The organism is Salmonella sp. 2020_1459, from assembly GCF_043847915.1.
In the GTDB taxonomy this organism is placed as follows: Bacteria; Pseudomonadota; Gammaproteobacteria; order Enterobacterales; family Enterobacteriaceae; genus Salmonella; species Salmonella enterica.
In genome coordinates, this window is sequence record NZ_JBCMFA010000001.1 from 463912 (window position 1) to 476052 (window position 12141).

Here is a 12141-nt window from a genome sequence, read left to right on the forward strand (position 1 = left end):
TCTTTTTTTATCACCACCGTTCTAAAAACAGAACGCACTGTTCCCTGGGCACAGATTGAACAATTCTTGTTCGCTCTCTATGGTTTGCTTATCGCCCGACAAAAGGAACATGCTAATGATCAGTCTCGTCCCGCCTCTGCTTTCCAGAACCGCGCTTCTCTTTCTGCTCACGGCCACAGGCGCAGCCACCGCCGCCCGCCCGGCAGCGGATATTATTTTACATAACGGTAATATCATCACTCTGAATGATGCCCAGCCGCAGGCCAGCGCGCTGGCGATTTCCGGCTCGCGGATTGTGGCGATTGGCGATGATACGGCGACAAATGAATGGCGCGGCGACCATACCCGTACCATCGATTTACAGGGTAAAACCGTGATACCCGGCCTGACCGATACCCACATCCACGCCATTCGCGGCGGACAAACCTGGACATTCGAAACCTACTGGTACGACAGCCCTTCGCTTAAAGACGCGCTGGATAAATTACGCGCCGACGCGAACCGTCGTCCCCACGATCAATGGGTAGCCGTAGTGGGATCGTGGATACCGGCGCAATTTGCAGAAAACCGGGCGCCGACGGTAGCCGAACTGAGCCACGCCCTTCCCGATCATCCAGCTTATATTCAGTATCTTTACGACTATGCGTTAGTGAATCAGCGCGGTATAGACGTACTTGGCCTTAACGACACCCCTCCTCCTGATTTAGCGGGAATCCGCGTAGAGCGCGACGCAAAAGGTAGCGCCACGGGGAAATTATTTGGTGACATCGCCGCGTTTAACCAGCTTTTTGCCAGCATAAGTAGTAACGCCGATCGCGAGGGCGGTCTGCGGGAATTTTTCGCTGATATGAACGCTCGCGGCGTGACCGGCATCATTGACCCCTCTGCCGGGCCTGCCGCCGCTTATGAGCCTTTATTTGCAATGCGAAACCAGGGGGATTTACCGCTGCGCGTGGGGTATCGCATTCCGGTACAGCCAGAAGCGAAAGGTCATGAAGCGCAGTGGTTCAGCAACCTGATGGCCTTTCGCCCGGCGCGTGCCGATGACGGGCAACTGGCTTTTCTTGGCCTGGGGGAAAGCCTGGTGGCCGGAATGAATGACGGCGTGCGGATGGCCCCAGGTTTTTCTTCCTCAGAGCAAGACAAAACCGCGCTTCGCCAGGTCGCGACGTTTGCGGCAAAACGGGGAATACCGCTTGAGATCCACGCCTATACCGATGACAGCGCCGACGCGATATTGACGATTTTTGAGCAGGTAGCGCAGCAGTACGATCTGCGCCCTCTCCGCTGGTCTATTGCGCACCTGAATACCGGTTCGCCACAGACGCTTGAGCGAATGCGTAAGCTGGGTCTGGCATACACTGTGCAAATGGGGCCTTACTTTGAGGGGCTTGCCATCCGTGACGCCAATCCACCCGGCGCGACGGACAATTCGCCGCCGGTTCGACTGGCACTGGATAAAGGGCTTGTCGTAGCTGGCGGTACCGATTCGACGCGTATTGGCATTGCCGGTGTCTGGCACGCTATCGAATATCATATCACCGGTATAGCGTCAGGCGGTTCCGTGCGTAAACCCGCCAGCGAGCGGCTCACGCGTCTGGAAGCGCTAGCGTTATATACACGTCATGCCGCCTGGCTCGCCTTTGCCGAACAAAACCGGGGCCAGCTTAGCGTCGGAAAACAGGCCGATCTGGCGGTACTCAATCAGCCATTTATGACGATGCCCGAAGACAGAATTGATACCATTCGCGCTGTTTTGACGCTTGTCGATGGACGCATTGTTCACGAAAGTCCGGACCTTAACGCCGGACAATGAGGTTGTCAGTTGACGCAAAGCCTGCTTTTATAACCCACCAGCGGCGCTGACGGGAAATCTTTTTCGTCAGCGCGCGATAGAGCTAATGTATTGAGATCCGGTGGGCGTTGATGAAAAAGCTGTTTGTGCAGTTTTACCTTTTGCTGTTCGTCTGTTTTCTGGTCATGACCTTATTGGTCGGACTGGTGTACAAATTCACCGCCGAACGCGCGGGCAGGCAATCGCTCGACGATCTGATGAAAAGTTCGCTCTATCTGATGCGCAGCGAACTGCGGGAAATTCCGCCGCGTGAATGGGGGAAAACGTTAAAAGAGATGGACCTGAACCTCTCTTTCGATTTACGCGTTGAACCGTTAAATCACTATAAGCTTGATGCCGCCACCACGCAGCGACTGCGTGAAGGCGATATTGTCGCGCTTGACGATCAATACACCTTTATTCAGCGTATCCCGCGCAGCCATTACGTCCTGGCGGTTGGCCCGGTTCCCTATCTCTATTTCCTGCATCAAATGCGACTGCTGGATATCGCCTTAATGGCGCTCATTGCCTTTTCTCTCGCCTTTCCTGTGTTTATCTGGATGCGCCCGCACTGGCAAGAAATGCTCAGGCTCGAATCCGCCGCGCAGCGCTTTGGCGAGGGTCATTTGACTGAACGCCTGCACTTCGATAATGGCTCCAGTTTCGAACGTCTGGGCGTCGCGTTCAACCAGATGGCGGATAACATTAATGCCCTGATCGCCAGTAAAAAACAGCTGATTGACGGTATCGCCCATGAGCTTCGCACGCCGCTGGTACGTTTACGCTATCGGCTTGAAATGAGTGAAAATCTGACACCGCCGGAATCACAGGCGCTCAATCGCGATATTGGTCAACTGGAAGCGCTGATTGAAGAACTGCTCACCTATGCGCGCCTTGACCGACCGCAAAATGAACTGATGTTGACCGAACCCGACCTCCCCGCCTGGTTGCTCGCGCATTTGCAGGATGTGCAAAGCGTGACCCCGGAACGCGCCGTAAACCTTGTCACATGTGTAATCGGCGATTATGGCGCGCTTGATATGCGGTTAATGTCGCGAGTGCTGGATAACCTGCTGAATAATGCGTTGCGCTACAGTCGTACCACCGTTCAAGTCAGCCTGTTACTCGACGGCAGTCAGGCAACGCTGATAGTTGAAGATGACGGCCCCGGCATTGAAGCGGATGCGCGTGAGCGCGTATTTGAACCTTTTGTCAGACTCGACCCCAGTAGAGACCGGGCGACAGGCGGCTGCGGGCTTGGACTCGCCATCGTACACTCTATCGCCCTGGCGATGGGCGGTAGCGTCGTCTGTGACGAGAGCGAACTGGGCGGCGCAAAATTTAGCTTTCACTGGCCGGTCTGGCACGCGATGCCCAACGTGACCGCTGCCTGACGTATTTTGCACGCTGGTTGAGCGGCGGGAACTGTGCTATACAGATAGTATGTTGTAACTAAAGTGAGTGATACCATGTCCCGCTACGATCTCGTTGAACGCCTGAATGGCACTTTTCGCCAGATAGAACAACACCTGGCGGCGCTGACGGATAATCTACAGCAGCATTCGCTACTTATCGCCCGTGTCTTTTCACTGCCGCAGGTGACCAAAGAGGCGGAACATGCGCCGCTGGATACTATCGAGGTAACGCAACATCTGGGGAAAGAGGCCGAAACGCTGGCGCTACGTCACTATCGCCATTTGTTTATTCAACAGCAGTCCGAAAATCGCAGCAGTAAAGCCGCCGTCCGCCTGCCTGGCGTTTTATGCTATCAAGTGGATAATGCGATACAGTTAGATCTGGAAAATCAGATACAGCGCATTAACCAGTTGAAAACCACCTTCGAGCAGATGGTTACGGTAGAGTCCGGTCTTCCCTCAGCGGCACGTTTTGAGTGGGTGCATCGGCATCTCCCCGGCTTAATTACGCTGAACGCTTACCGCACGCTGACGCTTATCAATAACCCCGCCACCATACGTTTCGGCTGGGCAAATAAACATATTATTAAAAATTTAAGCCGGGATGAGGTTCTGAGCCAGTTGAAAAAAAGCCTCGCGTCGCCGCGCAGCGTCCCGCCGTGGACGCGCGAACAATGGCAATTCAAGCTGGAACGGGAATATCAGGATATCGCTGCCTTACCGCAGCAGGCCCGACTCAAGATTAAGCGTCCGGTTAAAGTACAGCCGATCGCCCGCATCTGGTATAAAGGCCAGCAAAAACAGGTGCAACACGCCTGCCCCACGCCGATTATCGCATTAATCAACACGGACAACGGCGCTGGCGTGCCGGATATTGGCGGGCTGGAAAACTATGACGCCGATAATATTCAGCACCGTTTTAAACCACAGGCGCAGCCGCTGCGACTGATTATTCCGCGACTGCACCTGTATGTGGCGGATTAACGTCCCGGCGTCATACTGCCAACCATCAACTCCGGACGTACCCAGGCGTCGAACTCCTCGTCGCTAAGGTATCCTAATGCCACGGCTGAGGCTTTTAGCGTCAGCCCTTCTTTATGCGCCTTCTTCGCAATCTCCGCCGCTTTATCGTAACCGATGTGCGTATTGAGCGCAGTGACCAGCATCAGCGACTCATTCAGCAACTGCGTAATACGCTCGCGGTTTGGCTCGATTCCTGACGCACAGTGTTTATTAAAACTCTCCATGCCATCGGCCAGCAGGCGCACCGTTTGCAGAAAATTATGAATAACCATCGGACGATAGACGTTGAGCTCAAAGTTGCCCGATGCGCCCCCCATATTGATGGCCACATCGTTACCCATTACCTGGCAACATAGCATCGTTACCGCTTCACACTGGGTCGGGTTCACTTTACCAGGCATAATGGAACTGCCTGGCTCATTCTCCGGGATAGCAATCTCGCCAATGCCGCAGCGCGGGCCGGACGCCAGCCAGCGAACATCGTTGGCGATTTTCATCAGCGAGGCCGCCAGTCCTTTTAATGCGCCATGCGCCTGTACCAACGCGTCACAGGTCGCCAGCGCTTCGAATTTATTCGGGGCGGTAACAAACGGCGCCGCGGTAATCGTCGCCAGTTCCTCGGCCACGCGCCGGGCATATTCCGGGTGGGTATTAAGCCCTGTCCCTACTGCGGTTCCGCCGAGCGCCAGTTCCGCGACGTGCGGTAAACTGTGCTCAATGTGTCTGAGGTTATGTTCCAGCATGGCTACCCAACCGGAAATCTCCTGGCCTAAGGTGAGCGGCGTCGCGTCCTGCAGGTGAGTACGGCCAATTTTGACAATATCGGCGAAAGCGTGGGATTTATCGCGAAGCGTATCCGTTAATGCGGATAATTGCGGGATAAGGTGTTCGCGTAACGCCAGTAACGCCGCCACGTGCATGGCGGTTGGGAACACATCGTTTGAGCTTTGACTCTTATTGACGTCATCATTGGGATGCACCTTGCGTTCCATACCGCGAACGCCGCCCAAAATTTCACTGGCGCGGTTCGCTAACACTTCATTCATATTCATGTTGCTTTGCGTACCGGACCCGGTCTGCCAAATCGCCAGCGGAAACTCATCAGCATGTTTTCCCGCCAGCACTTCATCAGCCGCCTGGATAATCGCGCTGGCTTTTTCCGCCGCCAACAACCCTAAGTCCTGGTTGACCTTCGCAGCAGCGCGCTTGGTCAACGCCAGAGCGTGAATGAGCGAGACGGGCATTTTCTCCGTGGAAATCCGAAAATGCTCCAGCGAACGTTGAGTCTGCGCCCCCCACAGTTTATCTGCCGGGACTTCAATCGCGCCCATTGAATCTTTCTCGCGGCGTACCGTTACCATTACCTGCTCCTTACTCAAGTTGATGAGATCATGTGTCGACATTGCTCACATGTTTGCGGTCTTATGAGTATTAACGATAACAACACAACGGTGTAGACCGGATAAGGCGCTTGCGCCGTTCTCCGGCAAAATAGCGAATCATGTTACCGCCCCGCAGGGCGGCGACATTACTTAACGCAGCGCGCGCACTGCGATGACTGAATCTGCTGGAAGAAATCGTTGCCTTTATCATCCACCAGAATGAAGGCCGGAAAATCCTCCACTTCAATTTTCCAGATAGCCTCCATACCCAGTTCAGGATATTCCACGCACTCCAGGCGCTTGATACTACCCTGCGCCAGAACGGCTGCCGGGCCGCCGATACTGCCCAGGTAGAAGCCGCCATGTTTCTTACAGGCATCGGTCACCTGCTGGCTGCGGTTGCCTTTCGCCAGCATGATCATACTGCCGCCCTGCGACTGGAGCTGATCAACATAAGAGTCCATTCGTCCTGCGGTAGTCGGCCCAAGCGACCCGGAGGCATACCCTTCCGGCGTTTTTGCCGGCCCCGCATAATAGATAGGATGATCTTTGATGTACTGCGGCAAACCTTCGCCTCTGTCCATCCGTTCTTTCAGTTTAGCGTGCGCGATGTCGCGGCCCACAATAATCGTGCCGTTCAGCGACAGGCGCGTTGATACCGGATACTGCGACAGTTGTTGCAGTATCTCGCTCATGGGACGGTTAAGATCAACGCGCACCGCCTCGCCCTCTCCCGCCTGGCGCAGCGCCTCTGGAATATATTTACCGGGATTGTGCTCCAGCTTCTCGATCCAGATCCCTTCCCGGTTGATCTTCGCTTTAATGTTTCGATCCGCGGAGCAGGACACGCCCATACCTACCGGACACGATGCCCCGTGGCGCGGCAATCGGATGACACGAATATCGTGAGCGAAATATTTGCCGCCGAACTGCGCGCCTAAGCCAAGATTTTGCGCCTCAAGCAACAATTCTTTTTCCAGTTCAATATCGCGGAAGGCCTGCCCGTGTTCATTGCCTTCGGTCGGTAGCGCATCATAGTATTTTGCCGAGGCCAGCTTAACGGTCTTCAGGTTCGCTTCCGCCGAGGTGCCGCCAATGACAAACGCAATGTGATACGGCGGACAGGCGGCGGTGCCCAGCGTACGCATCTTATCGACGAGATAATTTTTGAGCTTACCCGGCGTCAGAAGCGCTTTTGTCTCCTGATAGAGGTAGGTTTTATTCGCCGATCCGCCGCCTTTAGCGATACAGAGGAATTTATATTCATCGCCATCGACGCTGTAGAGATCGATCTGCGCCGGCAGGTTAGTACCGGTATTGACCTCTTTGTACATATCCAGCGCCGCGTTCTGTGAATAGCGCAGGTTATCTTCGATATAGGTATTATATACGCCGCGAGCCAGCGCCGCTTCATCACCTCCGCCAGTCCAGACGCGTTGGCCTTTTTTGCCGACAATAATGGCCGTACCGGTATCCTGGCAGGTGGGCAACACGCCCTTGGCCGCGATATCGGAGTTTCGCAGGAATTGCAGCGCGACATATTTGTCGTTTTCACTGGCCTGCGGATCGCGCAGAATATCCGCCACCTGCTGCTGATGCGCGGGACGTAGCATAAAAGACGCATCGTGGAAGGCCTGACGCGCCAACAACGTTAGCGCTTCCGGCGCGACTTTCAGGATCTCTTGTCCTTCGAATTCGGCGACGGAAACATGTTCGCTGGTCAACAAGTAGTACTCGGTATCGTCCTTTTTGAGGGGAAAAGGGTCTTGATAAAAGAAGGGTTTGTTTGACATTGTGCTCTCACTTACCGCTCGGTATGGTTATTCTCTGGGCAGGTGTTCCATTGCCCGACTCAAAGCGAGTAACACTATCCTACACAATTTTTTAACAAAAACTGAGACAAGTACGACTTTTTACGCCCGGAGGTTACTTCATGCGGGTTTCTTGGTTTAATACCTCCCATTGATCTCCACATTGAAACAGGGCTTGATAATGCAAAAACTCATTAACTCAGTGCAAAACTATGCCTGGGGAAGTAAAACTGCGTTAACGGAACTTTATGGCATCGCCAATCCGCAGCAGCAGCCAATGGCTGAACTCTGGATGGGCGCGCATCCCAAAAGCAGCTCGCGAATCACCACCGCCAACGGCGAAACCGTCTCCCTGCGTGACGCCATCGAAAAGAATAAAACCGCCATGCTGGGCGAAGCGGTAGCCAACCGTTTCGGCGAACTGCCGTTTCTGTTTAAAGTACTGTGCGCCGCGCAGCCGCTCTCTATTCAGGTGCACCCGAATAAACGCAACTCCGAAATCGGTTTCGCGAAAGAAAATGCGGCGGGTATCCCCATGGATGCCGCAGAGCGGAACTATAAAGATCCTAACCATAAGCCAGAGCTGGTTTTTGCCCTGACGCCTTTCCTGGCGATGAACGCGTTCCGCGAATTTTCTGACATTGTCTCTTTACTGCAACCTATCGCCGGCGCGCATTCCGCTATCGCCCACTTTTTGCAGGCGCCGAACGCTGAACGTCTGAGCCAGCTTTTCGCCAGCCTGTTGAATATGCAAGGCGAAGAAAAATCCCGCGCGTTAGCCGTACTCAAAGCGGCGCTTAACAGCCAGCAAGGCGAACCGTGGCAAACGATCCGCGTGATTTCAGAGTATTATCCTGACGACAGCGGGCTTTTCTCTCCTTTGTTGCTGAATGTGGTCAAACTGAATCCCGGCGAGGCGATGTTCCTGTTTGCCGAAACGCCTCATGCTTATCTGCAGGGCGTTGCGCTGGAAGTCATGGCGAACTCCGATAACGTTCTGCGCGCTGGCCTTACGCCAAAATATATCGACATCCCTGAGCTGGTCGCGAACGTGAAGTTCGAACCTAAGCCTGCCGGCGAGTTGCTGACTGCCCCGGTGAAAAGCGGCGCGGAGCTGGACTTCCCAATTCCGGTTGACGATTTTGCTTTTTCACTGCACGACCTGGCGCTTCAGGAGACGAGCATCGGCCAACACAGCGCCGCGATTCTGTTCTGCGTTGAGGGTGAGGCGGTGTTACGTAAAGATGAACAGCGTCTGGTACTGAAGCCGGGTGAATCTGCCTTTATCGGCGCGGATGAGTCTCCGGTTAACGCCAGCGGCACAGGCCGTTTAGCGCGTGTTTATAACAAGCTGTAGCAACGTACTGAATTTTTTAACAACTCTTGCTAAGCTTATAACAGACGTAAAACTCCTCCAGGCGGTTTAATCCGCCTGGTTTCATTTTTATGGACAATTGATATGAAAAAAACACTGGTAGCTGCAGGTGTAGTGATTGCACTTGGCATCGTCTGGACAGGCGGCGCCTGGTATACGGGGAAAAAGCTGGAGAACCATCTTGCAGAAATGGTGACTCAGGCCAATGAACAGCTCAAGCGTACTGCGCCGGAGGCCGGTGTCGAATTAAGTTATCAAAACTACCAGCGTGGCGTGTTCAGTAGCCATCTGCAACTTGTTGTCAAACCGGTTGCCGGCGCAGACACTACCTGGTTGAAACCCGGGCAAAGCATTGTGCTGGACGAGTCCGTTTCACATGGCCCCTTCCCGCTCGCCCAGCTCAAAACGCTCAATCTGATCCCTTCTATGGCGTCGGTAAAAACCACCCTGGTGAATAACGATGCGGCAAAACCCCTCTTTGATATCGCGAAAGGCGACACGCCCTTTGTTATCAATACCCGCATTGGTTATGGCGGCGATACCCGCTCTGATATCTCTCTCAAGCCGTTAAACTACGAGAATGCCGGTGAAAAGGTCGCCTTTAGCGGCGGCGAGTTCCAGCTTAACGCCGATAAAGACGGTAATGTGGTTTCGCTGTCGGGCGAAGCGCAGAGCGGCCTGGTCGATGCCGTTAACGAATATAACCAGAAGGTCCAACTCACCTTTAATAATTTGAAAACCGACGGTACCAGTAAACTGGCAAGCTTTGGCGAACGTGTGGGCGACCAAAAGTTAACGCTGGATAAACTGTCCATCGCCATTGAGGGTAAAGAGATGGCGGTGCTGGAAGGGATGGAAATTGCCGGCAAGTCCGATCTCGTCAACGACGGAAAAACCATTAACAGCCAGTTGGATTACTCGCTTAACAGCCTGAAAGTGCAGAATCAGGATTTGGGCAGCGGTAAATTAACGCTGAAAGTCGGCCAAATCGACGGCGAAGCCTGGCACCAGTTTAGTCAGCAATATCATGCGCAAACGCAGGCGCTGCTGAATCAGCCGGACGTGGCGCAGAATCCTGAGCTTTATCAGCAAAAAGTCACCGAAGCGTTCTTTAGCGCTCTCCCCGTGCTGTTAAAAGGCGATCCGGTACTGACTCTGGCGCCGCTTAGCTGGAAAAACGCCAAAGGGGAAACCACGCTGAATCTGTCGCTGTTCCTCAAAGATCCGGCAACCACAACGGCACAACCACAAACGCTGGCGCAGGAAGTCGACCGCTCCGTGAAATCGCTGGATGCGAAACTGGCAATTCCAATGGACATGGCGGTCGAGTTTATGACGCAGATAGCAAAACTGGAAGGCTATCAGCAGGATGATGCGGAAAAACTGGCAAAACAGCAGGTGCAGGGGCTGTCCGCAATGGGTCAGATGTTCCGACTGACAACGCTGAAGGATAATACTATCGCCTCCAGTTTGCAGTACGCCAATGGCCAGATCACGCTCAACGGACAAAAAATGCCGTTGGAAGACTTTGTCGGCCTGTTTGGGATGCCGGCGCTTTCCGTTCCGGACGTTCCAGCGCTGCCTCAACAATAATCGCCTTGCCGGGTGTCGCGACGCTGCACCCGGTCTGCGCCGAACGACGCGCAGCCTCTACTTTTGCGTTACCAGGCGAGCGGCTATCGTTTGACTCCGCACATGGTGCTCGTCGTGAGCAATAGGCGGCACGGAAAACATCGTGAGTCTGGACAACTGCATCCCCCCCTACGCCTGTCAGTGAAAGATATGTCGTTTGTCGATGTCCAGGCATTGAAGGACAATCACGCGACAGGCATCGTATAGCTCAATCAGCATAATTTGCAGGTAATTATCGGCCCGCAGGTTCAGTCGGTAAAAGATGAAATGGTTGGCCTGATGAATACCGTTCAGGCATAAAGAAGGGATATGTTCGATTTTTCACAGGAAGTTGACCGACGCGGGACATGGTGTACGTAGTGGGATTATGTCGCCGATCGTTTTGGCGAAGCCGATCTGCTCCCCTTTACGATCTCGGATATGGATTTTGCCACCGCACCGTTCGCTGATACCGTCTACAAGCGGGGGGTTGACCCTTTATCCTGAGAGGCGATAACAGAGACGCCCCCCCGTGAGCTGACCGGGGGCGCGTTAAAGAGAATGATACAAAATTTCTTCCGCGCTCTCGCGAAGTTGCAACGTAATGACTCCGTTTTTGCAAAATTTCCAGAGCATTATCAATCTGTAGTATAATGGTGCGCACTTTTATTAAAAATTGAGTGCGCCCATGATTGATATTACGCTTCCTTTGACTGACATCCACCGCCACCTTGATGGCAACATTCGCGCCCAAACAATTCTGGATCTTGGTCGGCAGTTCAACATCGCCCTTCCCGCCCAAACGCTGGAAACGCTGATTCCGCATGTCCAGGTCACCTCAACCGAACCCGATTTAGTAAGCTTTCTCACTAAGCTCGATTGGGGGGTAAAAGTCCTGGCATCGCTTGACGCCTGCCGCCGTGTGGCCTTTGAAAATATTGAAGATGCCGCACGTAACGGCCTGCATTACGTCGAGCTTCGCTTTTCGCCCGGCTATATGGCGATGGCGCATCAGTTACCGATCGCAGGCGTGGTTGAAGCCGTTATCGACGGTGTACGCGACGGCTGTAACACGTTTGGCGTCGAGGCACGACTCATTGGCATTATGAGCCGTACCTTCGGCGAGGCGGCATGTTTACAGGAGCTTGATGCGCTGCTGGCGCACAGAGAAAAAATCACCGCGCTGGATTTAGCCGGTGATGAGCTGGGCTTTCCCGGCAGTCTGTTTTTGTCGCACTTTAATCGGGCGCGCGATGCGGGCTGGCATATTACCGTTCACGCAGGCGAAGCCGCAGGGCCAGAAAGTATCTGGCAGGCGATTCGCGAACTGGGGGCCGAACGTATCGGACATGGCGTAAAAGCTGTCGAAGATCGCGCGTTAATGGATTTTCTTGCACAGCAGCGTATCGGTATTGAATCCTGTCTGACTTCGAATATTCAGACCAGTACCGTCGCATCGCTGGCAGACCATCCGCTCAAAACCTTCCTTGAGCATGGCGTTCTCGCCAGTCTTAATACGGACGATCCGGCTGTTCAGGGCGTAGATATTATCCATGAATATCACGTCGCCGCGCCAGCGGCAGGATTGAGCCGCGAACAGATTCGCCAGGCGCAGATTAACGGTCTGGAAATCGCCTTTCTGAGCGATGGCGAAAAACGTGCGCTGCGCGAAAAAGTGGCCGCGGCGTAA

Annotated in this window: 8 protein-coding genes and 2 pseudogenes; 8 read left to right on the forward strand and 2 right to left on the reverse strand. The window is 54.0% G+C overall.

Annotation, left to right across the window (positions count from 1 at the left end; translation table 11 throughout):
• Positions 1-109 precede the first annotated feature (109 nt).
• The 3 genes from ACH0VJ_RS02350 to tus all read left to right on the forward strand — a co-directional run bounded on the left by ACH0VJ_RS02350 (position 110) and on the right by tus (position 4233).
• The gene (locus ACH0VJ_RS02350) at positions 110-1816 is read left to right on the forward strand and encodes an amidohydrolase (protein ID WP_000928665.1); all 1707 of its coding nucleotides are present in this window, start codon (positions 110-112) and stop codon (positions 1814-1816) included.
• A gap of 110 nt (positions 1817-1926) precedes the next feature.
• The gene (gene rstB / locus ACH0VJ_RS02355; RefSeq protein WP_000732955.1) at positions 1927-3228 is read left to right on the forward strand and encodes a two-component system sensor histidine kinase RstB; all 1302 of its coding nucleotides are present in this window, start codon (positions 1927-1929) and stop codon (positions 3226-3228) included.
• 75 nt (positions 3229-3303) lie between these two features.
• Positions 3304-4233, forward strand: a complete 930-nt coding sequence (gene tus, locus ACH0VJ_RS02360; protein WP_000092493.1) for a DNA replication terminus site-binding protein — start codon at positions 3304-3306, stop codon at positions 4231-4233.
• On the opposite strand, the gene fumC is transcribed toward tus, so the two are convergent.
• Both fumC and fumB read right to left on the reverse strand, forming a co-directional pair.
• On the reverse strand, positions 4230-5633 hold the full coding sequence (fumC, locus tag ACH0VJ_RS02365) for a class II fumarate hydratase (RefSeq protein ID WP_000259121.1): 1404 nt from the start codon (positions 5631-5633) through the stop codon (positions 4230-4232). The genes tus and fumC overlap by 4 nt on opposite strands.
• Positions 5634-5800: 167 nt before the next feature.
• Positions 5801-7447, reverse strand: a complete 1647-nt coding sequence (gene fumB, locus ACH0VJ_RS02370; RefSeq protein WP_000066607.1) for a class I fumarate hydratase — start codon at positions 7445-7447, stop codon at positions 5801-5803.
• A 199-nt stretch (positions 7448-7646) separates the two neighbouring features.
• Between fumB and manA the strand changes: the two genes are divergently transcribed.
• The 5 genes and pseudogenes from manA to add all read left to right on the forward strand — a co-directional run bounded on the left by manA (position 7647) and on the right by add (position 12141).
• Positions 7647-8822 carry a mannose-6-phosphate isomerase gene (gene manA / locus ACH0VJ_RS02375; RefSeq protein WP_001170618.1) on the forward strand — a complete coding sequence of 392 codons (1176 nt, stop codon included), beginning with the start codon at positions 7647-7649 and terminating at the stop codon, positions 8820-8822.
• 102 nt (positions 8823-8924) lie between these two features.
• On the forward strand, positions 8925-10433 hold the full coding sequence (locus ACH0VJ_RS02380) for a YdgA family protein (RefSeq protein WP_000753334.1): 1509 nt from the start codon (positions 8925-8927) through the stop codon (positions 10431-10433).
• Between the two features lie 118 nt (positions 10434-10551).
• Positions 10552-10772: pseudogene (locus ACH0VJ_RS02385) on the forward strand (glucose PTS transporter subunit EIIB); the annotation flags it as partial.
• Positions 10773-10781: 9 nt separating this feature from the next.
• Positions 10782-10913: pseudogene (locus ACH0VJ_RS02390) on the forward strand (transcriptional regulator); the annotation flags it as partial.
• A 226-nt stretch (positions 10914-11139) separates the two neighbouring features.
• Positions 11140-12141 carry an adenosine deaminase gene (gene add / locus ACH0VJ_RS02395; protein ID WP_000565565.1) on the forward strand — a complete coding sequence of 334 codons (1002 nt, stop codon included), beginning with the start codon at positions 11140-11142 and terminating at the stop codon, positions 12139-12141.